Annotated in this window: 22 protein-coding genes and 1 tRNA gene; 1 reads left to right on the plus strand and 22 read right to left on the minus strand. The window is 67.6% G+C overall.

Annotated elements, in window-relative coordinates:
* Window positions 1-72 precede the first annotated feature (72 nt).
* The 21 genes from rplW to Plo01_RS11695 form a co-directional block, all read right to left on the minus strand.
* On the minus strand, window positions 73-372 hold the full coding sequence (rplW, locus tag Plo01_RS11595; protein ID WP_203890540.1) for a 50S ribosomal protein L23: 300 nt from the start codon (window positions 370-372) through the stop codon (window positions 73-75).
* Window positions 372-1,019 carry a 50S ribosomal protein L4 gene (gene rplD, locus Plo01_RS11600; RefSeq protein WP_203890541.1) on the minus strand — a complete coding sequence of 216 codons (648 nt, stop codon included), beginning with the start codon at window positions 1,017-1,019 and terminating at the stop codon, window positions 372-374. Before rplD ends, rplW begins: the two co-directional genes overlap by 1 nt.
* Complete coding sequence (gene rplC, locus Plo01_RS11605) at window positions 1,016-1,669, minus strand: 50S ribosomal protein L3 (protein WP_203890542.1); 654 nt, start codon at window positions 1,667-1,669, stop codon at window positions 1,016-1,018. Before rplC ends, rplD begins: the two co-directional genes overlap by 4 nt.
* A gap of 14 nt (window positions 1,670-1,683) precedes the next feature.
* Window positions 1,684-1,992: a 30S ribosomal protein S10 gene (rpsJ, locus tag Plo01_RS11610; RefSeq protein ID WP_012887830.1), complete on the minus strand. Its 309-nt coding sequence runs from the start codon at window positions 1,990-1,992 to the stop codon at window positions 1,684-1,686.
* 336 nt (window positions 1,993-2,328) lie between these two features.
* Window positions 2,329-3,522, minus strand: a complete 1,194-nt coding sequence (tuf, locus tag Plo01_RS11615; RefSeq protein ID WP_203890543.1) for an elongation factor Tu — start codon at window positions 3,520-3,522, stop codon at window positions 2,329-2,331.
* A 90-nt stretch (window positions 3,523-3,612) separates the two neighbouring features.
* Complete coding sequence (fusA, locus tag Plo01_RS11620; RefSeq protein WP_203890544.1) at window positions 3,613-5,706, minus strand: elongation factor G; 2,094 nt, start codon at window positions 5,704-5,706, stop codon at window positions 3,613-3,615.
* Between the two features lie 36 nt (window positions 5,707-5,742).
* Window positions 5,743-6,213, minus strand: coding sequence for a 30S ribosomal protein S7 (gene rpsG, locus Plo01_RS11625; protein ID WP_203877424.1), 471 nt, complete (start codon window positions 6,211-6,213; stop codon window positions 5,743-5,745).
* 3 nt (window positions 6,214-6,216) lie between these two features.
* Window positions 6,217-6,588: a 30S ribosomal protein S12 gene (gene rpsL, locus Plo01_RS11630; RefSeq protein WP_012887826.1), complete on the minus strand. Its 372-nt coding sequence runs from the start codon at window positions 6,586-6,588 to the stop codon at window positions 6,217-6,219.
* 605 nt (window positions 6,589-7,193) lie between these two features.
* Entirely contained in the window at window positions 7,194-11,078 is a 3,885-nt protein-coding gene (locus Plo01_RS11635) for a DNA-directed RNA polymerase subunit beta' (protein ID WP_203890545.1), read from the minus strand.
* Between the two features lie 26 nt (window positions 11,079-11,104).
* Window positions 11,105-14,575: a DNA-directed RNA polymerase subunit beta gene (gene rpoB / locus Plo01_RS11640; RefSeq protein WP_203890546.1), complete on the minus strand. Its 3,471-nt coding sequence runs from the start codon at window positions 14,573-14,575 to the stop codon at window positions 11,105-11,107.
* A gap of 534 nt (window positions 14,576-15,109) precedes the next feature.
* A complete protein-coding gene (locus tag Plo01_RS11645) occupies window positions 15,110-15,625 on the minus strand; it encodes an Rv1363c family protein (protein ID WP_203890547.1) in 516 nt (171 codons plus the stop codon).
* Window positions 15,622-16,104 carry an Rv1363c family protein gene (locus tag Plo01_RS11650; protein WP_239316167.1) on the minus strand — a complete coding sequence of 161 codons (483 nt, stop codon included), beginning with the start codon at window positions 16,102-16,104 and terminating at the stop codon, window positions 15,622-15,624. Before Plo01_RS11650 ends, Plo01_RS11645 begins: the two co-directional genes overlap by 4 nt.
* 251 nt (window positions 16,105-16,355) lie before the next feature.
* Window positions 16,356-17,357, minus strand: a complete 1,002-nt coding sequence (locus Plo01_RS11655) for an ABC transporter ATP-binding protein (protein ID WP_203890548.1) — start codon at window positions 17,355-17,357, stop codon at window positions 16,356-16,358.
* A gap of 195 nt (window positions 17,358-17,552) precedes the next feature.
* The gene (rplL, locus tag Plo01_RS11660; RefSeq protein WP_203890549.1) at window positions 17,553-17,948 is read right to left on the minus strand and encodes a 50S ribosomal protein L7/L12; all 396 of its coding nucleotides are present in this window, start codon (window positions 17,946-17,948) and stop codon (window positions 17,553-17,555) included.
* A gap of 85 nt (window positions 17,949-18,033) precedes the next feature.
* Window positions 18,034-18,558 carry a 50S ribosomal protein L10 gene (rplJ, locus tag Plo01_RS11665; protein WP_203890550.1) on the minus strand — a complete coding sequence of 175 codons (525 nt, stop codon included), beginning with the start codon at window positions 18,556-18,558 and terminating at the stop codon, window positions 18,034-18,036.
* Window positions 18,559-18,913: 355 nt separating this feature from the next.
* On the minus strand, window positions 18,914-19,747 hold the full coding sequence (locus tag Plo01_RS11670; RefSeq protein ID WP_203890551.1) for an SCO4651 family lipoprotein: 834 nt from the start codon (window positions 19,745-19,747) through the stop codon (window positions 18,914-18,916).
* A 146-nt stretch (window positions 19,748-19,893) separates the two neighbouring features.
* On the minus strand, window positions 19,894-20,607 hold the full coding sequence (gene rplA / locus Plo01_RS11675) for a 50S ribosomal protein L1 (protein WP_203890552.1): 714 nt from the start codon (window positions 20,605-20,607) through the stop codon (window positions 19,894-19,896).
* Window positions 20,608-20,698: 91 nt separating this feature from the next.
* On the minus strand, window positions 20,699-21,130 hold the full coding sequence (gene rplK, locus Plo01_RS11680) for a 50S ribosomal protein L11 (RefSeq protein WP_203878953.1): 432 nt from the start codon (window positions 21,128-21,130) through the stop codon (window positions 20,699-20,701).
* Window positions 21,131-21,246: 116 nt separating this feature from the next.
* Complete coding sequence (gene nusG, locus Plo01_RS11685) at window positions 21,247-22,110, minus strand: transcription termination/antitermination protein NusG (RefSeq protein WP_203890553.1); 864 nt, start codon at window positions 22,108-22,110, stop codon at window positions 21,247-21,249.
* 85 nt (window positions 22,111-22,195) lie between these two features.
* On the minus strand, window positions 22,196-22,444 hold the full coding sequence (gene secE / locus Plo01_RS11690; RefSeq protein ID WP_203890554.1) for a preprotein translocase subunit SecE: 249 nt from the start codon (window positions 22,442-22,444) through the stop codon (window positions 22,196-22,198).
* Window positions 22,445-22,519: 75 nt separating this feature from the next.
* Window positions 22,520-22,592 (minus strand) — tRNA-Trp (locus tag Plo01_RS11695).
* Window positions 22,593-22,939: 347 nt separating this feature from the next.
* Here Plo01_RS11695 and Plo01_RS11700 point away from each other — a divergent pair.
* Window positions 22,940-24,148, plus strand: a complete 1,209-nt coding sequence (locus tag Plo01_RS11700) for a pyridoxal phosphate-dependent aminotransferase (RefSeq protein WP_203890555.1) — start codon at window positions 22,940-22,942, stop codon at window positions 24,146-24,148.
* Window positions 24,149-24,221: 73 nt separating this feature from the next.
* Here Plo01_RS11700 and Plo01_RS11705 read toward each other — a convergent pair whose 3' ends face one another.
* Window positions 24,222-26,228: an ATP-binding protein gene (locus Plo01_RS11705; protein ID WP_203890556.1), complete on the minus strand. Its 2,007-nt coding sequence runs from the start codon at window positions 26,226-26,228 to the stop codon at window positions 24,222-24,224.
* Between the last annotated feature and the right edge of the window lie 60 nt (window positions 26,229-26,288).

Genomic DNA, 26,288 nt, shown 5'->3' on the forward strand with positions numbered 1-26,288 from the left:
GGCCGGAGCCCCTCGCCGTACGGCGAGCCATGCGGCGAGGGGCCTCCGACGCGTCACTTACTGCAAGCGGTCTCAGCCCTGACCGAAGATGTCGATACGGTCACCCTCGGCCAGGCTCACGATCGCGCGCTTGGTGTTCGGGCGCTGGCCGTAGCCGAACCGGGTCCGCTTGCGCTTGCCCTGGCGGTTGATGGTGTTGACGCTGGCCACCTTGACGCCGAAGATCTGCTCAATCGCGATCTTGACCTGCGTCTTGTTGGCCGTCTTCCGCACCAGGAACGTGTACTTGTTGTGCTCGTCGATCAGGCCGTAGCTCTTCTCGGAGACAACCGGCTTGATGATGATGTCGCGCGGGTCGGCGATCTTCTCCATCAGGCGTCTTCCTTCCCGCTCTTGCTCAGGCGCGCGACGACCTTGTCGTACGCCTCCTGAGTGAAGACGACGTCGTCGTGGCAGAGCACGTCGTAGGTGTTGAGCTGCCCCGCGTCCAGCAGGTGGACCTCGGGGGCGTTGCGCAGGCTCAGCCAGGTGAGCTCGTCACCCTCGTCGACGACGACGAGGACGCTGCGAGCCTGCGTGATCTTGCGCAGCGCCTCGATGGCCACCCTGGTCTTCGGGGTCTCGCCGGTGACCAGACCGCTGACCACGTGGACGCGACCGCCGTTCGCCCGGTCCGACAGGGCGCCGCGCAGGGCGGCGGCCTTCATCTTCTTGGGGGTCCGCTGCGAGTAGTCGCGCGGGACCGGACCGTGGACGGTGCCACCGCCGGTGAACTGCGGAGCGCGGGTCGAACCCTGACGGGCGCGGCCGGTGCCCTTCTGGCGGTACGGCTTCTTGCCGCCACCGCTGACCTCGCCACGGGTCTTGGCCTTGTGGGTGCCCTGCCGGCGAGCGGCGAGCTGGGCCACGACCACCTGGTGGATCAGCGGGATGTTGACCTTGGCGCCGAAGACGTCTTCGGGAAGGTCGACCGAGCCGGCCTTGGCGCCGCTGGCGTCGAGGACGTCAATGGTGCTCACTTGGCAGCCCCCTTCTTGGCAGCGGTACGGATGAGGACCAGGCTGCCGTTGGCGCCGGGGACCGCACCCTTGATGAGGATGAGGTTCTTCTCGACGTCCACGGCGTGGACCTTCAGGCTCTGGATGGTGGTCCGGGCGTTGCCCATCCGACCGGCCATGCGCAGGCCCTTGAAGACGCGACCGGGGGTGGCGCAGCCGCCGATGGAGCCCGGCGAGCGGTGCTTGCGCTGGGTGCCGTGCGAGGCGCCCAGACCGCCGAAGCCGTGCCGCTTCATGACACCGGCGAAGCCCTTGCCCTTGCTCTTGCCCGTCACGTCGACGAACTGACCGGCCTCGAAGGCGTCGGCCAGGATCTCCTGGCCGAGGGTGTACTCGCTCGCGTCCTCGGTACGGATCTCCGTGAAGTAGCGACGCGGGGTGATGTCGTGCTTGCGCAGGTAGTCACCGAGCGGCTTGTTGACCTTCCGCGGGTCGATCTGCCCGAAGCCGAGCTGAACGGCGGAGTAGCCGTCCTTTTCCGGAGTGCGGACGCGGGTCACGACGCACGGACCAGCTTCGACGACGGTCACCGGGACCATCCGGTTGTCCGCGTCGAAGACCTGGGTCATGCCGAGCTTCTTGCCCAGGACGCCCTTGATCTGCTTAGCCATGTCTGTGCGTTCCCTCAGAGCTTGATCGAGATGTCAACGCCGGCGGGGAGGTCGAGTCGCATGAGCGAGTCGACCGTCTTCGGCGTCGGGTCGATGATGTCAATCAGCCGCTTGTGCGTGCGCATCTCGAAGTGCTCGCGGCTGTCCTTGTACTTGTGCGGCGAGCGGATGACGCAGTACACGTTCTTCTCCGTCGGCAGCGGAACCGGGCCCGCGACCTTAGCGCCAGTCCGCGTCACCGTCTCGACGATCTTCTTGGCCGAGCTGTCGATGACCTCGTGGTCATAGGCCTTGAGCCGGATGCGGATCTTCTGTCCCGCCATAATGGCCTCGGTGTCCTTCGCTGTCGTCTGAAAAAGTTACATGCGGCCGGTGGCCGCTATATGAAGGGGCGATTCAGCTCCGCCTTGCGGCCCCGCGGTCCGTCCTTCGACGTCCCGGCCGCGCCCGGCTCGGCTTCCTCTCCCTTTGCTGTCCCACGTAGCAGACGCTGATGATCTGCGCTTTCTTCCGTGATCTGGCAGTTAGTTCGGTCACTTTCACAGCCGAACCGACTGCGAGATCACGGTTCGTGGGGTCGCGCCGGGGACCCGTGCGGGTCCCCGCGTGGTGCGGCGGCCGGCCCTCCTGGGAGGGCCGGCCGCCACTCCGCGGTCGAACTACTTGAGGATCTTGGTGACGCGGCCCGCGCCGACGGTCCGGCCACCCTCACGGATCGCGAACTTGAGGCCTTCCTCCATCGCGATCGGCTGGATGAGCTGGACGGTCATCTCGGTGTTGTCACCGGGCATGACCATCTCGGTGCCCTCGGGCAGGTTCACGACACCGGTCACGTCAGTCGTACGGAAGTAGAACTGCGGACGGTAGTTGTTGAAGAACGGCGTGTGGCGGCCGCCCTCGTCCTTGGACAGGATGTAGACCTGAGCCTCGAACTCGGTGTGCGGGGTGGTCGTGCCCGGCTTGATGATGCACTGGCCGCGCTCGACGTCCTCACGCTTGATGCCGCGCAGGAGCAGACCGACGTTGTCACCGGCCTGGCCCTCGTCGAGCAGCTTGCGGAACATCTCGACGCCGGTGACCGTGGTGGTGGTCTTGGCTTCCTTGATGCCGATGATGTCGACGGTCTCGTTGACCTTGACGATGCCGCGCTCGATACGGCCGGTGACGACTGTGCCACGGCCGGTGATCGAGAAGACGTCCTCGATCGGCATCAGGAACGGCTTCTCGGTCTCACGAGTCGGCTCGGGGACGTTGTCGTCCACAGCGGTCATCAGCTCGATGATGCTGTCGCCCCACTTCTGGTCGCCCTCGAGGGCCTTCAGAGCGGAGACGCGCACGACCGGCAGGTCGTCGCCGGGGAACTCCTGAGCGGAGAGGAGCTCGCGAACCTCGAGCTCGACGAGCTCCAGGATCTCCTCGTCGTCCACCATGTCGGCCTTGTTCAGGGCGACGACGATGTAGGGGACGCCGACCTGGCGGGCCAGGAGGACGTGCTCCTTCGTCTGCGGCATCGGACCGTCGGTGGCGGCGACCACGAGGATCGCGCCGTCCATCTGCGCCGCACCGGTGATCATGTTCTTCACGTAGTCGGCGTGACCGGGGCAGTCCACGTGGGCGTAGTGGCGCTTCTCGGTCTGGTACTCGACGTGCGCGATGGAGATCGTGATGCCACGAGCCTTCTCCTCGGGCGCCTTGTCGATCTTGTCGAACGGGGTCGCCTCGTTGAGCTCAGGGTAACGCTCGTGGAGCACCTTGGTGATCGCCGCGGTCAGAGTGGTCTTGCCGTGGTCGATGTGCCCAATGGTGCCGATGTTTACGTGCGGCTTGGTCCGCTCGAACTTGGCCTTGGCCACTGGTCTGTCTCCTTAGAGATTCTGACTTGACTTTCGTCTTTTCACTCGGGTCCGGGAAGCCGGCCCCTTCCGGGGCCGGCGGGCGATGAACTACTCGCCCCGGACCTTCGCGACGATCTCCTTGGCGATGTGCTGAGGCACTTCCGCGTAGGAGTCGAACTGCATGCTGAAGCTCGCCCGTCCCTGCGTCTTGCTACGCAGATCACCCACGTAGCCGAACATCTCAGAGAGCGGCACGAGCGCCTGGACGACACGGGCGCCGGCGCGCTCGTCCATCGCGCGGATCTGTCCGCGGCGACCGTTGAGGTCACCGATGACGTCACCCATGTAGTCCTCGGGCGTGGTGACCTCGACGGCCATCACCGGCTCCAGGATTACGGCGTCCGCCTTGCGCGCGGCCTCCTTGAAGGCCATCGAGCCAGCGATCTTGAAGGCCATTTCGGACGAGTCCACCTCGTGGTAGGCGCCGTCCTGCAGGGTGACCTTCACCCCGACCATGGGGTAGCCGGCGAGAACACCGAACTCGGCGGCCTCCTGGGCGCCCGCGTCGACCGACGGGATGTACTCCCGCGGGATGCGGCCACCGGAGACCTTGTTCTCGAACTCGTACCCGTCGTTGCCCTCGCCCAGCGGCTCAATGTCAATGATGACCTTGGCGAACTGGCCGGAGCCACCGGTCTGCTTCTTGTGAACGTAGTCGACCTTCTCCACCTTGCGGCGGATGGTCTCGCGGTAGGCCACCTGCGGCCGGCCCACGTTGGCCTCGACCTTGAACTCGCGGCGCATCCGGTCGACCAGGATCTCCAGGTGCAGCTCGCCCATGCCCCAGATGACCGTCTGACCGGTCTCCTCGTCCCGGCGGACCTGGAAGGACGGGTCCTCCTCGGCCAGCCGCTGGATGGCGGTGCTGAGCTTCTCCTGGTCACCCTTGGTCTTGGGCTCGATCGCGACGTTGATGACCGGGGCCGGGAACGTCATCGACTCCAGGACGACCGGGTGAGCCGGGTCGCACAGGGTGTCACCGGTGGTGGTGTCCTTCAGACCCATGACGGCGACGATCTGACCGGCGTGCGCGGACGGGCGCTCCTCGCGCTTGTTCGCGTGCATCTGGTAGATCTTGCCGATCCGCTCCTTCTTGCCCTTCACCGAGTTGATCACGCCGGTGCCGGTCTCGAGCGTGCCCGAGTAGACGCGGATGTAGGTGAGACGGCCCAGGTGCGGGTCGCTCATGATCTTGAAGGCCAGCGCGGAGAAGGGCTCCTTCACGTCCGCGTGACGCTCGATGACCTCTTCCTCGTTGTTGACCGCGTGGCCCTTGAAGGCCGGGATGTCGGTCGGCGCGGGGAGGTAGGCGACGATCGCGTCGAGCAGCGGCTGCACGCCCTTGTTCTTGAACGCGGTGCCGGTCAGGACCGGGTTGATGGCGCTGGCCAGCGTGGCGCGGCGGATGGCCGCCACCAGCTGCTCCTCGGTGGGCTCGACGCCCTCCAGGAAGAGCTCCATCAGCTCGTCGTCGTTCTCGGCGACGGTCTCGACGAGCTTGTCACGCCACTCGCGGGCGGCCTCGGCGTGGTCCGCCGGGATGTCCACGGTCTCGTACATCTCGCCCTTGGCCGCCTCGGCGCTCCAGAGCAGACCCTTCATCTTGACCAGGTCGATGACGCCCTTGAAGCCGGCCTCGACGCCCCAGGGAAGCTGGATGACGGCGGGGGTGGCGTTCAGACGGCTGACCATCATGTCGACGCAGCGGTGGAACTCCGCGCCGACCCGGTCCATCTTGTTGACGAAGCAGATGCGGGGCACGCCGTAACGGTCGGCCTGACGCCACACCGTCTCGGACTGCGGCTCGACACCCGCCACACCGTCGAACACGGCGACGGCACCGTCGAGGACGCGCAGCGAACGCTCGACCTCAATGGTGAAGTCGACGTGACCCGGCGTGTCGATGATGTTGATCGTGTGGCCGAGCCATTCACAGGTGGTGGCAGCGGAGGTGATGGTGATACCACGCTCCTGCTCCTGCTCCATCCAGTCCATCGTGGCTGCGCCCTCGTGGACTTCACCGATCTTGTAGGTGATGCCGGTGTAGAACAGGATGCGCTCGGTCGTCGTGGTCTTGCCCGCGTCGATGTGGGCCATGATGCCGATGTTTCGGACCTTGGCCAGGTCAAGCGTGGTGGCCACTTCTCTCGCGTCCTCGTCGTCTCGTCGAACCCGCTGTTACCAGCGGTAGTGGGCGAAGGCCTTGTTGGACTCGGCCATCTTGTGGGTGTCCTCGCGCTTCTTGACCGAGGCGCCGAGGCCATTGCTGGCGTCGAGCAGCTCGTTCATCAAGCGCTCGGTCATGGTCTTCTCACGGCGGGCGCGGGAGTACTGCACCAGCCAGCGCAGGGCCAGGGTGGTGCTGCGCGCGGCGCGCACCTCGACCGGGACCTGGTAGGTCGCGCCGCCGACGCGGCGGCTGCGAACCTCAAGGGTGGGCTTGACGTTGTCCAGCGCGCGCTTCAGAGTGACGACCGGGTCGTTGCCGGTCTTGTCCCTGCAGCCCTCCAGAGCGCCGTAGACGATCGACTGCGCGATGGAGCGCTTGCCGTCCAGGAGCACCTTGTTGATGAGCGCGGTGACCAGCGGCGAGTTGTGGACCGGGTCGGCCATGAGCTGGCGACGGCCAGGAGAACCCTTGCGAGGCATTCCTTACTTCTCCTTCTTCGCGCCGTAACGGCTACGGGCCTGCTTGCGGTTGCGGACACCCTGGGTGTCGAGCGAGCCACGGATGATCTTGTAGCGAACACCCGGCAGGTCCTTAACACGACCACCGCGGACGAGCACGATGCTGTGCTCCTGGAGGTTGTGACCGACACCCGGGATGTAGGCCGTGACCTCGATGCCGTTGGTGAGCCGGACACGCGCGACCTTGCGGAGGGCGGAGTTCGGCTTCTTGGGGGTCGTGGTGTAAACGCGCATGCAGGTGCCGCGTCGCTGGGGGCTGGCCTTGAGCGCCGGGGTCTTGGTCTTTGTGACCTTGTCCTGGCGGCCCTTGCGGACCAGCTGCTGAATCGTAGGCACCGCGTCTCCGTTCGTGCTTGCCGGTAATCGAAATGTGGTGCTTTTCGCAGGTACTGCCGGTGTCATGACCTGCGCTTTTTCCATTCGCTCCGACCCACGCGGTCGGGCGTGTCGCGCTCTTGTCGCGTCACTTCCGAGCTCAGCCGGTCCAGCGAAGGAAGGCCATACGGCGTCTTCGTCGACTCCTTATCGGGAACCTGCCGACACGCACGCATGAGAGCCCATGAAGCCACGGGCACGAAGGGAAACACTACCTATTCCCGCGCAGCACGTCAAAACAGCCGCACCACCGGATGCCGTTGTCAGCGTCCGTGCTCGTGTTGTCGTGGCTCCCGCGGCCGGTTTTGCGGCCGACCGCTGTGGGCCCGGATCAAGTTTACCCGTTGCGGCCCGGTTCTCCGTCCGTTCTCGGATAACAGCTGCCTTTCATCACCTGAAACTCTCGTGACATAAAGCCGAAGCCGCAAAGTCGCGGTCACGGCGGTCAACGCGAACGGCGCCTGAATCCCCTCGGGAATCCAGGCGCCGTCGAGAGCGCGTTAAGAGGTGTCAAGCGGATCCTTGCCGTGGCGCGGATCCGCCCGCCCTCTCAGAACCGCCGGCGATCAGCGGTTGTACTGACCGAAGTCGTACTCCTCCAGCGGCACGGCCTCACCCGAGCCCGAGCCGAAGGTGTAGTCAGCGGCGGAGCCGTCGTAGCCGCCGACGGTGTACATCGCGGCCTTGGCCTCCTCGGTGGGCTCGACCCGGATGTTGCGGTACTGCGGCATGCCGGTACCGGCCGGGATGAGCTTGCCGATGATGACGTTCTCCTTGAGACCGAGCAGCGAGTCCGACTTGGCGTGGATCGCCGCGTCGGTGAGCACCCGGGTGGTCTCCTGGAAGGACGCCGCCGACAGCCAGGACTCGGTCGCCAGCGAGGCCTTGGTGATGCCCATGAGCACCGGACGGCCGGAGGCCGGCGTGCCCTGCTCGGCCACGCACTCGCGGTTCATCCGCTCGAAGCGCGGACGCTCGACCAGCTCGCCGGGGAGCATGTCGGTGTCGCCCGACTCCAGGACGTTCACCCGCTTGAGCATCTGGCGCACGATGATCTCGATGTGCTTGTCGTGGATCGACACGCCCTGCGAGCGGTAGACCTGCTGGACCTCGGCCACCAGGTGCAGCTGCACGGCCCGCGGGCCGAGGATGCGCAGCACCTCGTTGGGGTTGACCGCACCGGCGATCAGCTGCTGGCCGACCGTCACGCGCTGCCCCTCGGAGACCAGCAGGCGCGAACGCATCGACACCGGGTAGGCGATCTCGTCGGAGCCGTCGTCCGGAACGATGACGATCTTGCGGGTCTTGTCGGTCTCGTCGATGCGGACCCGGCCCTCGGCCTCGCTGATCGGGGCGACACCCTTGGGGATGCGCGCCTCGAAGAGCTCCTGGACACGGGGCAGACCGTGGGTGATGTCCGCACCCGCCACACCACCGGTGTGGAAGGTCCGCATGGTCAGCTGGGTGCCCGGCTCACCGATCGACTGGGCGGCGATGATGCCGACGGCCTCGCCGACGTCCACCAGCTTGCCGGTCGCCAGGGAGCGGCCGTAGCAGGTGGCGCAGACACCGATCTTGGCCTCGCAGACCAGGGCGCTGCGGGTCTTGACGGTCTCGATGCCGGCCTCGACCAGCGCGGTCACGTGGGTGTCGTTGATGTCGACGCCCCCGGTCGCGATGATCTTGCCGTCCACCTCGACGTCCTCGGCCAGGATGCGGCCGTGCACGTTGCTCTCGGCATTCTCCGCCTTGACCAGGTTGCCCTGGGCGTCGCGCTCGCCGACGTGCAGCGGGACCGAGCGGTCGGTGCCGCAGTCGATCTCGCGGACGATGACGTCCTGCGCGACGTCCACCAGACGACGGGTCAGGTAACCCGAGTCGGCGGTCCGCAGCGCGGTGTCCGCCAGACCCTTCCGCTGACCGTGGGTGGAGATGAAGTACTCCAGCACCGACAGGCCCTCGCGGAACGAGGCCTTGATCGGACGCGGGATCGTCTCACCCTTGGTGTTGGACACCAGACCGCGGATGCCGGAGATCTGGCGGACCTGCATGAGGTTTCCTCGGGCGCCCGACTGGACCATCATCCAGACCGGGTTGTTCTTCGGGAACGCCTTCTGCATGTCCTCGGTCACGTCACTGGTCGCGTGCGTCCAGATCTCGATGAGCTCCTGACGGCGCTCCTCGTCCGTGATGAGACCCCGCTCGTACTCGCGCTGGACCTTGTCGGCCCGGCGCTCGTACGACTCCATGATCTCGGCCTTGTTCGGCGGCGCGACGACGTCCTCGATCGAGATCGTGACACCGGCGCGGGTGGCCCAGTAGAAGCCGGCGTCCTTGAGCGCGTCCAGCGCCGTGGCGACCTCGACCTTGGGGTACTTCTCCGCCAGCTCGTTGACGATGACCGACAGCTGCTTCTTGCCGACCTGCATGTTGACGAACGGGTAGTTCCCGGGCAGCGTCTGGTTGAACAGGCACCGGCCCAGGGTGGTCTCCAGGCGGTACGGGTCGCCCTGCTCCCAGCCCTCCGGAGGCGTCCAGCCGCGCGGCGGCGGGACGTCGCCCTTCATCCTGATCTGGATCTTGGCCTGGATGTCCAGCTCGCGCCGGTCGTAGGCCATGAGGGCCTCGGCGACCGAGCCGAAGACCCGGCCCACGCCGGCGCCCTCGCCGTCGTCCTTGATCGTGGTCAGCGAGTAGAGGCCGATGATCATGTCCTGGGTGGGCATGGTCACCGGCTTGCCGTCGGCCGGCTTCAGGATGTTGTTGGTGGACAACATCAGGATGCGGGCCTCGGCCTGCGCCTCGGCCGACAGCGGCAGGTGCACGGCCATCTGGTCACCGTCGAAGTCCGCGTTGAACGCGGTGCAGACGAGCGGGTGGATCTGGATGGCCTTGCCCTCGACCAGCTGCGGCTCGAAGGCCTGGATGCCCAGGCGGTGCAGGGTGGGCGCGCGGTTGAGCAGCACCGGGTGCTCGGTGATGACCTCTTCGAGGACGTCCCACACGACCGGACGGGCACGCTCCACCATGCGCTTGGCCGACTTGATGTTCTGCGCGTGGTTCAGGTCGACCAGGCGCTTCATCACGAACGGCTTGAACAGCTCCAGCGCCATCTGCTTGGGCAGACCGCACTGGTGCAGCTTCAGCTGCGGGCCGACGACGATGACCGAACGGCCGGAGTAGTCGACACGCTTGCCCAGCAGGTTCTGGCGGAACCGGCCCTGCTTGCCCTTCAGCATGTCGCTGAGGGACTTCAGCGGGCGGTTGCCGGGGCCGGTGACCGGACGGCCGCGACGGCCGTTGTCGAACAGCGCGTCGACGGCCTCCTGGAGCATCCGCTTCTCGTTGTTCACGATGATCTCGGGGGCGCCGAGGTCGAGCAGACGCTTGAGGCGGTTGTTGCGGTTGATGACCCGGCGGTACAGGTCGTTCAGGTCCGAGGTCGCGAACCGGCCACCGTCGAGCTGCACCATCGGGCGCAGGTCCGGCGGGATGACCGGGATGCAGTCGAGGACCATGCCGTTGGGCGAGTTACGGGTGTTCAGGAACGCGGAGACGACCTTGAGACGCTTGAGCGCGCGGGCCTTCTTCTGGCCCTTGCCGCTGCGGATCGTCTCGCGCAGGTTCTCGGCCTCGGCGTCGAGGTCGAAGTTGGACAGGCGCTCCTGGATGGCCTGGGCGCCCATGCCGCCGCGGAAGTAGCGGCCGAAGCGGTCGCGCATCTCGCGGTAGAGCAGCTCGTCGCCCTCGAGGTCCTGGACCTTGAGGTTCTTGAAGCGGCTCCAGACCTCGTCCAGCCGGTCCAGCTCGCGCTGGGCCCGGTCGCGGAGCTGACGCATCTCGCGCTCGGCGCCCTCGCGGACCTTGCGGCGCTGGTCGCCCTTGGCCCCGGCGGCCTCGAGCTCCGCCAGGTCGGCCTCCAGCTTCTTCTGCCGGGCCTCGATGTCGGCGTCGCGGCGCTGCTCGACGTGCTGCCGCTCGACGGAGATCTTCGCCTCCAGCGAGGGCAGGTCACGCTCGCGCAGGTCCTTGTCGACATGCGTGATCATGTAGGCCGCGAAGTAGATGACCTTCTCCAGGTCCTTCGGGGCCAGGTCGAGCAGGTATCCCAGGCGGGACGGGACGCCCTTGAAGTACCAGATGTGCGTGACGGGCGCGGCCAGCTCGATGTGGCCCATCCGCTCACGGCGCACCTTGGCACGGGTCACCTCGACGCCGCAGCGCTCACAGATGATGCCCTTGAACCGGACGCGCTTGTACTTGCCGCAGTAGCACTCCCAGTCCCGGGTCGGACCGAAGATCTTCTCGCAGAAGAGTCCGTCCTTCTCGGGCTTGAGGGTCCGGTAGTTGATGGTCTCGGGCTTCTTCACCTCACCGTGCGACCACTGGCGGATGTCGTCAGCCGTCGCCAGGCCGATCCGAAGCTCGTCGAAGAAGTTGACGTCCAACATGTGTTTTCCCCTCCTCAGCTTCTAGATCAGACCTCTTCGACACTGCTCGGCTCACGCCGGGACAGGTCGATGCCGAGCTCTTCCGCGGCGCGGAAGACGTCCTCGTCGGTGTCCCGCATCTCGATGGACATGCCGTCGCTGGAGAGCACCTCGACGTTCAGGCACAGCGACTGCATTTCCTTGATGAGGACCTTGAACGATTCGGGGATGCCCGGCTCGGGGATGTTCTCGCCCTTGACGATGGCCTCGTAGACCTTCACGCGGCCCAGGACGTCGTCGGACTTGATCGTCAGCAGCTCCTGGAGGGCGTAGGCGGCGCCGTACGCCTCCAGCGCCCACACCTCCATCTCACCGAAGCGCTGGCCGCCGAACTGCGCCTTACCACCCAGCGGCTGCTGCGTGATCATGGAGTAGGGGCCGGTCGAGCGAGCGTGGATCTTGTCGTCGACCAGGTGGAGCAGCTTCAGGATGTAGATGTAGCCGACCGAGATCGGGTGCGGGAACGGCTCGCCGGAGCGGCCGTCGAACAGCTGGGCCTTGCCGTTCGGGCCGACCATGCGCCCGCCGTCCCGGTTGACCAGGGTGTTGTCGAGGAGACCGATGATCTCCGCCTCGTGGGCGCCGTCGAAGACCGGGGTGGCGACGTTGGTGCGCGGGGCGACCTCGCCGAAGCCCTTGTCCCGCAGACGCTCGGCCCACGCCTCCTCGATGCCGGAGATGTCCCAGCCCCGTGCGGCGATCCAGCCGAGATGCGTCTCCAGGACCTGGCCGACGTTCATTCGGCCGGGGACGCCGAGCGGGTTGAGGATGATGTCGACCGGGGTGCCGTCCTCCAGGAACGGCATGTCCTCGACCGGCAGGATCTTGGAGATGACACCCTTGTTGCCGTGGCGGCCGGCGAGCTTGTCACCGTCGGTGATCTTGCGCTTCTGGGCCACGTAGACGCGGACCAGCTCGTTGACGCCGGGGGGGAGCTCGTCGCCCTCCTCGCGGCTGAACACGCGCACACCGATGACCTTGCCCTGCTCACCGTGCGGCACCTTCAGGGAGGTGTCGCGGACCTCGCGGGCCTTCTCACCGAAGATCGCACGGAGCAGGCGCTCCTCCGGGGTCAGCTCGGTCTCGCCCTTGGGCGTGACCTTGCCGACGAGGATGTCGCCGGGGACGACCTCGGCGCCGATCCGGATGATGCCGCGCTCGTCGAGGTCGGCGAGGACCTCCTCGGAGACGTTGGGGATGTCCCGGGTGATCTCCTCGGGGCCCAGCTTGGTGTCACGGGCGTCGACCTCGTGCTCCTCGATGTGGATCGAGGACAGGACGTCGTCCTGGACCAGGCGCTGGGACAGGATGATCGCGTCTTCGTAGTTGTGGCCCTCCCACGGCATGAACGCCACCAGGAGGTTCTTGCCGAGCGCCATCTCGCCGTTGTCCGTGCAGGGGCCGTCGGCGATGACCTGGTTGACCTCGATCCGATCGCCCTCCGCGACGATCGGCTTCTGGTTGAAGCAGGTGCCCTGGTTGGAACGCTTGAACTTGGCGACACGGTAGGTCGTGCGGGTGCCGTCGTCGTTCATGACCGTGATGTAGTCGGCGGAGACCTCCTCGACCACACCGGCCTTGTCGGCGTTGATGACGTCACCGGCGTCGGTCGCGGCGCGGTACTCCATGCCGGTGCCGACCAGCGGCGACTCGCTCTTGAGCAGCGGCACCGACTGGCGCTGCATGTTGGAGCCCATGAGCGCGCGGTTGGCGTCGTCGTGCTCGAGGAAGGGGATCATGGCGGTCGCGACGGACACCATCTGGCGCGCCGAGACGTCCATGTAGTCGACCTCGCCGGCCCGCAGGGACTCGAACTCCCCGCCCTTGCGGCGGGCGAGGACGCGGTCCTCGAGGAAGGTTCCGTCGGGGCCGATCGGCGTGTTCGCCTGGGCGATGACGAAACGGTCCTCCTCGTCGGCGGTGAGGTAGTCGACCTGGTCGGTGACCCGGCCCTCGACGACCTTCCGGTACGGGGTCTCCACGAAGCCGAAGGAGTTGACCCGGCCGAAGGAGGCCAGCGAGCCGATCAGACCGATGTTCGGGCCTTCCGGCGTCTCGATCGGGCACATGCGGCCGTAGTGCGAGGGGTGCACGTCACGGACCTCGAAGCCGGCCCGCTCACGGGAGAGACCGCCGGGACCCAGCGCGGACAGACGGCGCTTGTGCGTCAGACCGGCCAGGGGGTTGGTCTGGTCCATGAACTGCGACAGCTGGGAGGTGCCGAAGAACTCCTTGATCGACGCCACGACCGGGCGGATGTTGATCAGGGTCTGCGGCGTGATCGCCTCGACGTCCTGGGTGGTCATCCGCTCGCGGACGACGCGCTCCATACGGGCCAGGCCCAGGCGGACCTGGTTCTGGATGAGCTCGCCGACGGTGCGCAGACGACGGTTGCCGAAGTGGTCGATGTCGTCGGTCTCGACGACGATCTCACGGCCGCCGGCGCCCGGCATCGAGATCTCGCCGGCGTGCAGCCGGACGATGTACTCGATGGTGGCGACGACGTCCTCTTCGGTCAGCGTGCCCTGCGTGATCTCCGAGTCGACCCCGAGCTTCTTGTTGATCTTGTAGCGGCCGACCTTGGCGAGGTCGTAGCGCTTGGGGTTGAAGTACAGGTTCTCCAGCAGGGTCTGCGCCGACTCACGGGTCGGGGGCTCGCCCGGACGCAGCTTGCGGTAGATGTCGAGCAGGGCGTCGTCCTGGCCGGCCGTGTGGTCCTTCTCCAGGGTCGCGCGCATCGATTCGTACTGCCCGAAGCGCTCGAGGATCTGCTCGTTCGTCCAGCCGAGCGCCTTGAGCAGGACCGTGACGGCCTGCTTGCGCTTGCGGTCGATGCGGACGCCCACGCTGTCGCGCTTGTCGATCTCGAACTCGAGCCAGGCGCCGCGAGAGGGGATCACCTTGCAGCCGTACAGGTCCTTGTCGGAGGTCTTGTCGATGCTGCGATCGAAGTAGACGCCCGGGGACCGGACCAGCTGGGAGACCACCACGCGCTCGGTGCCGTTGATGATGAACGTGCCCTTGCCGGTCATGAGCGGGAAGTCGCCCATGAACACGGTCTGGCTCTTGATCTCACCCGTGGTGTTATTGATGAACTCCGCCGTGACGAACATCGGGGCGGAGTAGGTCATGTCCTTGTCTTTGCACTCATCGACTGAGTACTTCGGCGGCTCAAACCGATGGTCCCGGAACGACAGGGACATGGTTCCGGAGAAGTCCTCGATGGGACTGATCTCCTCGAAGATCTCTTCGAGACCCGACTGGGCCGGAACGTCCTTGCGCCCGGCCTGGCGAGCCGCCTCGACCCGCCCCTTCCACTTCTCGTTGCCGAGCAACCAGTCGAACGACTCGGTCTGCAGAGCGAGAAGATCAGGAACTTCGAGCGGCTCCTGAATGCGTGCGAACGACACACGACGGGGACCAGCGGGTACGGCGGAGGCGTTGCGCGAGGCTGCCAACAGATGTCCTTCCGAGGGCTCGCGGCGGACTGACTACACGCACGCCAGACGACCATGCATCAGAGCACCAAAAGAAGCGGGTCGTCAAAGGGCAGCGCAAAGGGGCAGTGTAGCCGAACGGCACACGCCTGTCCACCCCGGTCTCGCTGCATGCTCCACGTTGGTCGCAGCATCGCCCGTCCGCGCCGAAACGTCAAGCCCGGAAGCCGACATTCCAGCTGAAACTCCAGCTCAAGGCTGGGAGTTTTCCCGCCGATTGACCTGCGCACGCCACCGGGTTCAGGACGTTACCCCAACCCGGGACGGTCACACCCGTCAGCCGGCGGTTCGAGCGCCAACCGGTAACCGGTCGACGATCGACGCTGCCATGGCCGATGTACCCCCGGTCAAACCTTCTTCAAACACAGCCTTTGCTAACAATTATATAACGCGCCACACCATGACTCCCTACCCGCAAGGCGGCGCCGCCTACCAGCACCCCCCGAATCGCGGCCCGTCAGCGTCGCCATCGACACAGCGTCGCCGTAAGAGCAGTCACAGGGGCGGGGCGGCTCCCAGGAGTGTGGAGAGCTCCGTGACCAGCCAGCGGGAGCCGTCCCGGACCATCACGAAACGGACCCGTCCCCGGGTCACCTGCCGCCGGGGCTGATCCTCCCCCGCCGGGGTCCTGGCGGTGTTCATGTTCACGAACAGCAGCACCTCGGCGTGGTCCGGCCCCGCCGACTCCACCGCCGCCTCCACGACCGTCGCCGACTGCACCAGCCGCTGCTGCCGGGCCGGCGGCCCCATGGTCGCGGCGAGCCGCCGGTAGTGCTCGGCGAGCCCTCCGGTGGTGTATCCCCCGGCCCGCGCGAAGTCCTGCTCGATCGTGCGGTAGTCGTAGGACAGCATGTCGGCGGCGAAGGAGCGGGCGGCGGCGAGCGCGTCCCGCCCCGCGTCCTCACCCGCGCGCAGCCGGCCGAGGTCGGCCAGCATGACTCCGACCGCCGCCGCCAGCACCAGCGCCACGAGGCTCAGCACCCCGGTGACCAGCAGGGAGGCGCGCCTCATGGGACCAGCTCGGCCTTCGACACGAGCCACGTCCCGCCGGTCCTGGTCACTTCCATGCGCCACCGGTGGAAACGCTCCTGCGGGGGGCTCTCACTCCCCTCCCACCTGATCACCGCGTCCCCGGCCACCAGCACCCGCGCCGTGTCCCCCTCCAGCGCGACCAGCCCGACGGCGCGCAGCGCGCCCGTCTGGACGACCTTCTCCTCGGCCGTGGTCTGTCTCAGGGTGGCGGCGTTCCTGGCGTACTCGGCCTTGGCCGGCCCGGTGGAGGAGGCCAGGACGCGCGCGATGTCGGCCTCGACGGTCCGGTGGCTCACCGACAGGAGGTTGACCGCGTGCGCGCCCGCCGCCCGCAGCACCGCCGCGCGGTCGTCGTCGGCCGCCTGGGCGTCGCGCAGGTCTCCGCCCACCCAGAAGGCCGCCGCCGCGAGGCAGGCGATCAGCAGGCCCGGCAGCCAGGGCAGGAGTCTCCTCAGCACGCTTCGATCTTCCAGCTCGGCTGTCACCGTCACGGTCGATCACCATCAACCATAGCGAACGGGATCGATCAGCACCGATGGAACATCGAACTCATCTCCTGGCGGAGATGCGCCGCGTCATGCGGGAACGCTCTTCGTCACACCGTGTCCTCCGCCCCGGGACACGGGGGAAGGCCGGGGACGGCGGTGGGACGAAGCAGGGAGAAGCGGGAAACGGGGGAAAGGGGTCGGGAAGGCCGGAGGCCCGGCTGTCACCGGACGCCGTTGAGATGCGCCTCGACGAGGCGGGGATACTCCTCCAGCCAGTTGCGGCCCCGGTCGTCCACGAAGGAGTTCACCGGCGGGATGACGCCGTTGGCGGCCAGCCACTCGCCCGGCGGGCGCTGCGTGCGCCGGATCCGGTTCTCGCTCGGCATGAGCTGCGGCGGGATGGGCGGCAGGCCTCCCGGGTCGTGACCCAGCTGCGCCTCGGCCTCCAGCTCGGAGACGTCCTTCTCCTCCGACATGCCGATCGGGCCGTGCCTGCGCGCGTTGAGGAACTGCCGCACCACCGGCTCGTCACTGGAGAGCAGCATCTCGCGAGGACCGAACATGATCAGCTCGCGCCGGAACAGCAGTCCGATGTTGTCCGGGACCGTACGGGCGGTGTTGATGTCGTGCGTGACGATGAGGAAGGTGGCCTCGATCTCCGCGTTGAGGTCCACGATCAGCTGGTTCAGATAGGCCGTGCGGACCGGATCGAGACCGGAGTCCGGCTCGTCGAACAGGATGATCTCGGGGTCGAGGACGAGCGCCCGGGCCAGGCCCGCCCGCTTGCGCATGCCTCCGGAGATCTCGCCGGGAAGCTTGCCCTCGGCGCCGATCAGGCCGACGAGCTCCATCTTCTCCATGACGATCTTGCGGATCTCGGTCTCGCCCTTCCTGGTGTGCTCGCGCAGCGGGAAGGCGACGTTGTCGAAGAGGTTGAGCGAGCCGAAGAGGGCGCCGTCCTGGAACAGGACGCCGAACAGTCTCCGCAGCTCGTAGAGCTTGTCCTCGCCGCAGTTGGCCAGGTCGTGGCCGTCGATCCAGATGTGGCCCCGTTCGGGCCTCAGCAGGCCGACGAGGGACTTGAGGAAGACGGACTTGCCGGTGCCCGAGGGGCCGAGCAGGACCGAGATCTCACCCGCCGGGAGCGTCAGCGTGACGTCCTCCCAGATGACCTGCCTTCCAAACGACTTGGTCAGTCCCTCGACCACGACTTCGACGCCCACGTGCAGTCCTCCAGAAGACCGGTGCACCACCGTAGTGACGATCGCCCCGAGCGGACCGGATTCCCAGGCGATCCGGCGATCGTTACAACACGGTTATGAGACTAGCCGTCCAACAAGTGGGCGAGGAAGGGCCCGGACACGCAAGAAGAGCGGGCCACCGGCACCTGGTGGACCCGCTCTTCCCGGCGTAGCGAACTACTTGACGGTGACGGTGGCGCCGGCGCCCTCGAGGGCAGCCTTGGCCTTCTCCGCCTGCTCCTTGTTGACCTTGCCGTCGAAGACCGGCTTCGGAGCGCCGTCGACCAGGTCCTTGGCCTCCTTCAGGCCCAGGCTCGTCAGGGCGCGGATCTCCTTGATGACCTGGATCTTCTTGTCGCCGGCGGCCTCGAGGATGACGTCGAACTCGTCCTGCTCCTCGGCCTCCTCAGCGGCGCCACCGGCGCCACCGGCGGCCGGGGCGGCGGCAACGGCGACCGGAGCGGCGGCCTTGACGTCGAAGGTCTCCTCGAAGAGCTTCACGAAGTCGGACAGCTCGAGGAGGGTCATCTCCTTGAACGCGTCGAGCAGCTCGTCGTTGCTGAGCTTCGCCATGATTTCCTCCGTATGGATCTAGCTGGTTAAAGAATCGGGACCGCGGTTACGTATGCGCTAATCCCCTGCGACCGCTTGCGCGGACCTACTCGCCGGCCTCGGCGCGCTTGGCGCGCAGAGCCTCGGCCAGCTGAGCCATGTTGGTGGGCAGCGCGTTGAAGACGGCGGCCGCGTGGCCCTGCTTCGCCTTCATGGCGCCGGCCAGCTTCGCGAGGAGAACCTCACGCGACTCGAGGTCGGCAAGCTTGCTGATCTCGGCCGGGGTCATCGCCTTACCGTCGACGACACCGCCCTTGATGACCAGGAGGGGATTGGCCTTGGCGAAGTCACGCAGACTCTTGGCAGCCTCGACCACGTCGCCGTCGACGAACGCGATCGCCGACGGACCCGCGAGCAGGTCGTCGAGCTGGTTGATCCCGGCCTGGTTGGCCGCGATCTTGGTCAGCGTGTTCTTCACCACGGCGAACTGCGCATTCCCACCGAGAGCAACGCGCAGCTGCTTGAGCTGAGCGACGGTGAGACCGCGGTATTCGGTCAGAACAGCAGCGCCAGAGCCTTCGAAGCTGCTCTTGAGCTCGGCAATGGACGCCGCCTTGTCCGCCTTCGCCATGGGCCTCCTTCCAGATGTACCCGCCGGGAAAGGCCCACAAATGACAACAGCCCCGGGCGCAGGCGCACGGGGCTCACACGAGGACAGTCAGAACGATCCCAATGAAAACTCACATCACACCTGCGCGGGCCGTCCACTGAGTGGATCCTTAGGCCGTCTGACATCAAGTCAGACGACGACCGGCGGTCTTCGGCGTTGACAGCTTACGCCCCGTCAGAGGATTGACCAAATCGGGGGACGGCCGTGCCCTGTCCCGGGGACCGACGGGACCGACGGGGCCGGCGAGCCGCTCTTCTCATGGGTACGGCCCGCACCCCGGCCGGACATCCCGGGGTGCGGGCCGTACCACGACCGGTCAGTTCCCGCCGGGGTTCTTCGGCAGGTCGCCCACCTGGTCGGCGGGCGGGGCCGTGATCGTCGCGGCCTCGTTGAAGTTCCTGAAGTGCGCGGCCATCGAGAACGACGTCCCCTGCTCGGACCCGCTCAGCGTCACCTTGCGCGGCAGGTACTGGGCGTCGGCCCACAGGTCGAACTTCACGTTCTTGGCGTGCGAGAACTGGTCCTGGAGCCGCTCGCGCTCCTGCGGGGCGAACGCCTGGACCGCCTCGGCGAGCGGGAAGGTGCCGCTGTAGTGGGTGGTCTCCACCCCGCCGACCGTCTCGGTGCCGACCGCCTTGACGTCCTTCGACGCGGTCAGCAGCTTGACCGTCCCGGCCAGGTCGAACTGCCGGGCCTGGTCCATGAACTGCCTGATCTCGGCCTGTCCGCCGGTGTCCAGGTCGCCGACCGACACCTTCACCCACGGCTTCGTCGCCCCGGCCAGCTGGGTGAGCAGCTCGGACTTCACGTAGACCGTCTCACCCAGCAGGATGGCCCGCGCCCCTCCGGGCACGTTCCGCCCGCCGAAGGAGATCACGTCCAACGTGATGTCGGTCGCCAGCTCCGGCTTGCTCTGGTAGACCATGCTGCCCTGGATCTTGCCGGAGTCCTCGGGTCCTCCGGTGGCCTCGACCACCACGTCGGCGGAGTAGGAGGTGACCTCCTCGGCCTTCTGGGCGCTCTCCTGGACCGCCTCGGCCGCCGCCAACTTCACATTCCCCAGGGGCACCACGTCCCCCTGGGCTCCGCATCCCGTGACCGCGACCAGCGCAGCCGCCCCCAGTGCCAGCGCGGGAGCCAATCGACGCATCCGCCTCACCCCTTCACATCCCCCGATTACTTGTCTCTTCGAGACTATGCGGGCGGGGAAGAACTCGCCTCGTCCATGGGAACGATAAAGGGCCTCAGCCGAATGGCCATTCGGCTGAGGCCCTTTGACGTCTGAGGACTGAGAGATCAGGCCTCGAGCTCCGCGGTCAGCGCCCGCGTCAGGTTCGGGTCGACCGGGATGCCGGGGCCCATGGACGTGGAGAAGGTGACCTTCTTGAGGTAACGGCCCTTGGCCGCCGACGGCTTGAGACGCAGCACCTCGTCGAGGGCGGCGGCGTAGTTCTCCACGAGCTGACGGTCGTCGAAGGAGACCTTGCCGATGATGAAGTGCAGGTTCGCGTGCCTGTCGACACGGAACTCGATCTTTCCGCCCTTGATGTCGGTGACGGCCTTGCCGACGGCCGGGGTCACGGTGCCGGTCTTGGGGTTCGGCATCAGACCACGCGGACCGAGCACGCGGCCCAGGCGGCCGACCTTGCCCATGAGGTCCGGGGTGGCGACGACGGCGTCGAAGTCGAGGCGGCCCTTGGCCACCTCGTCGATCAGCTCGTCGGCGCCGACGATGTCGGCGCCCGCGGCGCGGGCCTCCTCGGCACGGTCACCGGTCGCGAAGACCAGGACCCGGGCGGTCTTACCGGTGCCGTGCGGGAGGTTGACGGTGCCGCGGACCATCTGGTCCGCCTTGCGCGGGTCGACGCCCAGTCGCAGAGCGACCTCGACGGTGGCGTCGAACTTGGTGACGGTGGTCTCCTTGGCCAGCTTGGCCGCCTGGGCCGGGCTGTACAGGTTCTCGCGGTCCACCTTGGCCGCGGCGTCGTTATGTGCCTTGCTGCGCTTCACTTGCTCACTCCTGATCTGAGTGTCCGTGGTGCGGGCCAGCGCCTGGCCCTCCCACTCGATTCGAGGTCTGTGCCGCCGGAGGCCGGGACGGCTAGTCGGCGATGGTGATGCCCATCGACCGGGCGGTGCCGGCGATGATCTTCTCGGCGGCCTCGATGTCGTTGGCGTTGAGGTCCTGCATCTTGGTCTCGGCGATCTGGCGCAGCTGCTCACGGGTGAGCTTGCCGACCTTGTCCTTCTGCGGGACGGCCGAGCCCTTCGCCACACCGGCGGCCTTCTTGATCAGCTCCGGCGCCGGGGGCGTCTTCGTGATGAAGGTGAAGCTGCGGTCCTCGAAGATGGTGATCTCGACGGGGATGATGTTGCCGCGCTGGGCCTCGGTGGCAGCGTTGTACTGCTTCACGAAGTCCATGATGTTGACGCCGTGCGGACCGAGGGCGGTACCGACCGGCGGGGCGGGCGTGGCCTGGCCAGCGGGGAGCTGGACCTTGACCAGGGCCGCGATCTTCTTCTTAGGAGGCATGAGATTTTCTCCGGGTCCTCATCGGATTGATGCGGTTCCCCGCAGAGACGGGGAACATGTCGGAGGCCGTGCTTCGCGAAACACGGCCACCGAACGTCTTAGTTTATGCGACGACGTCAGATCTTCGAGACCTGGTTGAACGAGAGCTCGACCGGGGTCTCGCGACCGAAGATCGACACGAGCACCTTGAGCTTCTGCGACTCGGCGCTGATCTCGCTGACCGTCGCGGGCAGGGTGGCGAACGGGCCGTCCATGACGGTGACGGACTCGCCCACCTCGAAGTCGACGGTCGCGGCCGCGGCCTTGACGGTCGTCTTCTTGGCCTCCTCGGTGGGCTCCGGGGCCAGCAGCTTGGCGACCTCGTCGATGCTCAGCGGGCTCGGCTTGTTCGACAGACCGACGAAGCCGGTCACGCCGGGGGTGTTGCGCACCGCGGACCACGACTCGTCGGTGAGCTCCATGCGGACCAGCACGTAGCCCGGCAGCACCCGCTCCTTGACGAGCTGACGCTTGCCGCTCTTCACCTCGGTCACGTGGTGCGTGGGCACCTCGACCTGGAAGATGTAGTCCTCCATGTTGAGGGACTGCGTGCGGGTCTCGATGTTGGCCTTCACGCGGTTCTCGTAACCGGCGTAGGAGTGGATGACGTACCACTCGCCGTACTGACCGCGCAGATGGCGCTTGAACTCCTCGACCGGGTCGACGTCGGGGAGGACGTCACCGTCCTCGTCGACGGCGCCGACCGGGGCCTCCTCGGCCTCGGCTCCGGCCTCTTCCTCGTCGGACTCTTCGTCGCCGACCTCATCGACGTCGACCGCTTCGTCATCGGCCTCTTCATCGCCGACCTCATCGACGTCGGTCTCATCGACATCGGTCTCGCCGGACTCGTCGAGCGAGCCCTCCACGGCGTCGATGGCCTCTTCCGGCTCGCCCTCCCACTCGTCGCGGGACTCGCCGGCCGGCTGTGAAGACTCGGACACGGTGGCTCTTTCTCTTTCCGTCGATGGGCTGACTGGACTTGCGGAGGGGCTGGGTTCGCGGCGGGGCGGCCCGCCGGGCACCGGCTCAGGATCCGCCGAAGATCCTCAGCACGCCCTCGGTGAACAGCGCATCGAGCCCGGACACGATCCCGACCATGATCAGAACGAAGACCAGGACGATGATGGTGTAAGAAATGAGTTCCTTGCGCGTAGGCCAGATGACCTTACGCAGCTCAGCGACGATCTGCCGATAGAAAAGGGCGGGAGAAGTGCGCTTGGTCTTCTTCTCACCGCTCGGCTTGTCTGCGGTCTCGCCGCGCGTGTCGATCGCCACAGTCCTCACCTGATCCGTCGTATCCAACGCATAACAGCGGCGCGCTAGACGCCCTGATGCGCGGACCGCTCTTCGCAGGGCACGAGGGACTCGAACCCCCAACCGCCGGTTTTGGAGACCGGAGCGCTACCAATTGCGCCAGTGCCCTAAGACATGAACCACCATACCCCGGTTGACCCGAAGTTTGTCCGTGGCTCACCAGCCAGGCCGACGATCACGCATTCGACGGCGAGGCCACGCCGGAGTCTACGTGGGAATGAGCGCCACGTCGAACCGGGGGCGATTCCCCAGGTCAACCGCCCTTTCCGCAGTACACGCGGCGTGTCGAACATATCCCTTGAAGCACTACATGACATCAAAAAGGATCACGAAATACCTGGAGAGATCTCCGGTGGCTCCCCGGAAGGCGGGAGCGACACCCGGGCGACACCTCCGGGATGTCCGGATGACGGATAAGCCGGGGAACCCCGCGACGGTTCTGTAACCATGGAGGGCATGACCCGTCCTCGCATCTCCGCGCGCATCTCCGCGATCTCCGAGTCCGCCACGCTCGCCGTGGACGCCAAGGCGAAGGCGATGAAGGCGGCGGGCCGTCCGGTCATCGGCTTCGCCGCCGGTGAGCCGGACTTCCCGACCCCGGACTACATCGTCGAGGCCGCCGTCGAGGCGTGCCGGACTCCCCGGTTCCACAAGTACACGCCCGCCGGCGGTCTCCCCGAGCTCAAGCAGGCCGTCGCCGACAAGACCCTCCGCGATTCCGGCTACCGGGCGGAAGCGGCCCAGGTGCTGATCACCAACGGCGGCAAGCAGGCGGTCTACGAGGCCTTCGCCACGCTGCTGGACCCGGGGGACGAGGTCCTGGTCGTCGCGCCCTACTGGACGACCTACCCCGAGGCGATCAAGCTGGCCGGCGGCGTCCAGGTCGACGTCGTGACCGACGAGACCACCGGTTACCTCGCGAGCGTGGAGCAACTGGAGGCCGCCCGCACCGACCGCACCAAGGTCCTGCTGTTCGTCTCCCCCTCCAACCCGACCGGCGCGGTCTACACGCCGGAGCAGGTGGAGGCGATCGGCCGCTGGGCCGCCGAGCACGACCTGTGGGTCGTCACCGACGAGATCTACGAGCACCTCACCTACGGCGACGCGAGCTTCACCAGCATCGCCACCGCCGTCCCGGAGCTGGGCGACCGGGTCGTCATCCTGAACGGCGTCGCCAAGACCTACGCGATGACCGGCTGGCGGGTGGGCTGGCTCATCGGCCCGAAGGACGTCGTCAAGGCCGCGACCAACCTGCAGTCGCACGCCACCTCCAACGTCTCCAACGTGGCCCAGGCCGCCGCCCTGGCGGCCGTCACCGGCGACCTGTCGGCCGTGGCGCGGATGCGCGAGGCCTTCGACCGCCGCCGCCAGACCATGGTGCGCATGCTCAACGAGATCCCGGGCGTGGTCTGCCCCGAGCCGAAGGGCGCATTCTACGTCTACCCCTCGGTCAAGCAGCTGCTGGGCAGGGACCTCGGCGACGGCAGGCGGGCGCAGACCTCTTTGGAGCTCGCCGAGATCATCCTGGAGGAGACCGAGGTCGCCCTCGTCCCCGGCGAGGCGTTCGGCACCCCCGGATATTTCCGCCTGTCCTACGCGCTCGGCGACGACGACCTCGCCGAGGGCGTGAGCCGGGTCGCCAAGTTCCTGTCCGGGACGCGCTGACCCCGGAACGCTTCACGGGCACGCCGACGTACGGCCCGTGCCCTCGACGGGCCCGGGCCGGCACGGCCCGGGCTCAGCCGTCTTCCGCGGGCGTCCGGCCGCCGGTCGCGGCGACGCCCTGCAGCGCGTATTCCACGGCGGTCGGCAGATCGGTCGCGCGGCCCTGCTCGACGAGCCGTTCGTACTCCTTCTCGTCCGTACGGCCGCGCAGCCTCGCCTCGGAGCGGTCGAGCACGCCGGCGAGCATGGACGGGCACCTGAACCCCGCCGTGACGGTTCCCCGGGCCCGGGACGCCGCGCCGAGCAGGACCGTGGCGAGCGCGTCGTCACCGTCGTCCTCGGCGATCGCGGCGAACGTCTCGATCCCCTCGACGAGGGCGATCGTGTCGTCGAACAGCCGGGCCCCGCGCAGGGACTCCCGGACGGAGGCGGTGGCGGCCGTGGTGTTGCCGAGGATCCGCTCGGCCTGGGCCAGCAGCAGGTCGAGGCGGGCGAGGGTCCAGTAGTCGCCGCAGGAGCCGCAGAGCTCCCGGCCCTCGTGCAGCACGGACACGGCCTCCTCGTACCGCTCGGCGAGCATCAGGGCGGCGGCCACGACGATGTAGGTGGGCAGGAACCCGGCGACCAGGTCTCCGGCCGAGCGGTGGCCCACCCTGGCTTCCTTGATGAGCCGCATGGCCTCGGCCAGGTCGCCCCTGGCGACGGCCAGATGGGCCTGGAAGTGGCTGATGTAGGCCGTGGCGTCCCACTCTCCGGGGCCGGTCGCGCACTGGGCGAGGGTGCGTTCGGCGCTCTCCAGGTCACCGTGCTGGATGAGCATCCAGGTGTAGACCCACAGGGCTCTGCTCCGCTCGGGCCCCGGCTCGCGCTCCAGGTCCAGGCCGCGCTGGAGGAGCGCGTACCCGGTGTCGTGCCGGCCGCAGCAGTTCCACAGGAACCACAGGCAGGCGATCAGGTCGAGGCCCCGGCGCACCTCCTCGGGCCGGCTGTAGCAGTATTCGACGGCCAGGCGGATGTTGGGCAGGTCGGGCTGGAGCCTGCGGCACCAGCCGAGCTGGTCCTCGCGCCAGCCGCGGGCCGCCTGGTAGGAGAGGGCGAGGAAGTGGTCCCGGTGGCGGCGGCGGGTCTCGTCCGTCTCCCCCAGCTCGTCGAGGCGGGCGGCGCCGTACCGGCGCACGGCGTTGAGCAGGCGGTAGCGGACGCCGCGGTCGTCCTGCTCGCGGATGAGGACCGAGCTGGACGTCAGGTCGGACAGCGCGTCGAGGATCTGCCCCCGGGTGAGGTCGCCGGCGGCGCAGACGTGCTGGGCGGCCGCGGCGTCGAAGCCTCCGGAGAAGACCGACAGGCGCGCCCACACGAGGCGCTCCTCGACGCCGCACAGCTCGTGGCTGAGGCCGAGCGTGTCGCACAGGGCGCCGTGCCGGGGGGAGGCGGGGTCGGGGGTGGCCGCCGCCCGTTCGATGGCCAGCGGGAGGTTGTCGAGCCGCCGGCAGAGGTCGGCCGGGTCGGCTCCGCCCAGCTTGTCCCCGGCGAGGGTGATGAGCAGGTCGACGGCGTCGGCCGTGGACAGGGCCTCGACCGGGTAGACGTTCTCGTGGGGGAAGCCCAGCGGCTGCCTGCTGGTGGCCAGGATGCGCACCCCCCGCACCTCGCGCAGGAGGCGGTCCACCAGGATGCCCGCGGTGTGGGCGACGCGGTCGCAGCCGTCCAGGACGATCAGGCCGGGGTTGACGCGGAGACTGTCGACCACGGTCTCCAGCGCGGGCAGGCGGGACCGCCCGCGGGCGCCGTTCGCGCTCTTCCCCGCGGGCGCGCCCGGCCGCTCCCGGCCGTCGCTCCCGCCGTCGAAGGCCGCCGCGAGGGATTCGCTCAGCGCGACGATGTCGTCCGGCGTCTCGGACAGGTCCACCACGTGGACGTATCCCGGGGACTCCCGCTCCAGGGGCTCGGCCAGGCGCAGCGCCAGGCGGCTCTTGCCGGTGCCGGCGGCGCCGGTCAGGGTGACATGCCCCGCCCTTCCGAGCAGGCCGCAGATGTCAGCCAGCTCCGTCTGCCTGCCGACGAAGACGTCCGCTTCCATAGCAGCCCCGGCGTCGTCCCAACTGTTCGTGTTCCCACCGTCGCACGGATGCACGTGTCC

Source organism: Planobispora longispora, from assembly GCF_016863135.1.
In the GTDB taxonomy this organism is placed as follows: Bacteria; Actinomycetota; Actinomycetes; order Streptosporangiales; family Streptosporangiaceae; genus Planobispora; species Planobispora longispora.

What these genes read in the sequence shown, in the direction of transcription:
- rplW (WP_203890540.1), bottom strand. Translation starts at nt 372, where the DNA reads ATGGAGAAGATCGCCGACCCGCGCGACATCATCATCAAGCCGGTTGTC.
- rplC (WP_203890542.1), bottom strand. Translation starts at nt 1,669, where the DNA reads ATGGCTAAGCAGATCAAGGGCGTCCTGGGCAAGAAGCTCGGCATGACC.
- rpsJ (WP_012887830.1), bottom strand. Translation starts at nt 1,992, where the DNA reads ATGGCGGGACAGAAGATCCGCATCCGGCTCAAGGCCTATGACCACGAG.
- rpsG (WP_203877424.1), bottom strand. Translation starts at nt 6,213, where the DNA reads ATGCCTCGCAAGGGTTCTCCTGGCCGTCGCCAGCTCATGGCCGACCCG.
- Plo01_RS11635 (WP_203890545.1), bottom strand. Translation starts at nt 11,078, where the DNA reads ATGTTGGACGTCAACTTCTTCGACGAGCTTCGGATCGGCCTGGCGACG.
- Plo01_RS11645 (WP_203890547.1), bottom strand. Translation starts at nt 15,625, where the DNA reads ATGAGGCGCGCCTCCCTGCTGGTCACCGGGGTGCTGAGCCTCGTGGCG.
- rplL (WP_203890549.1), bottom strand. Translation starts at nt 17,948, where the DNA reads ATGGCGAAGCTCAGCAACGACGAGCTGCTCGACGCGTTCAAGGAGATG.
- rplJ (WP_203890550.1), bottom strand. Translation starts at nt 18,558, where the DNA reads ATGGCGAAGGCGGACAAGGCGGCGTCCATTGCCGAGCTCAAGAGCAGC.
- Plo01_RS11670 (WP_203890551.1), bottom strand. Translation starts at nt 19,747, where the DNA reads ATGCGTCGATTGGCTCCCGCGCTGGCACTGGGGGCGGCTGCGCTGGTC.
- rplK (WP_203878953.1), bottom strand. Translation starts at nt 21,130, where the DNA reads ATGCCTCCTAAGAAGAAGATCGCGGCCCTGGTCAAGGTCCAGCTCCCC.
- Plo01_RS11700 (WP_203890555.1), top strand. Translation starts at nt 22,940, where the DNA reads ATGACCCGTCCTCGCATCTCCGCGCGCATCTCCGCGATCTCCGAGTCC.
- Plo01_RS11705 (WP_203890556.1), bottom strand. Translation starts at nt 26,228, where the DNA reads ATGGAAGCGGACGTCTTCGTCGGCAGGCAGACGGAGCTGGCTGACATC.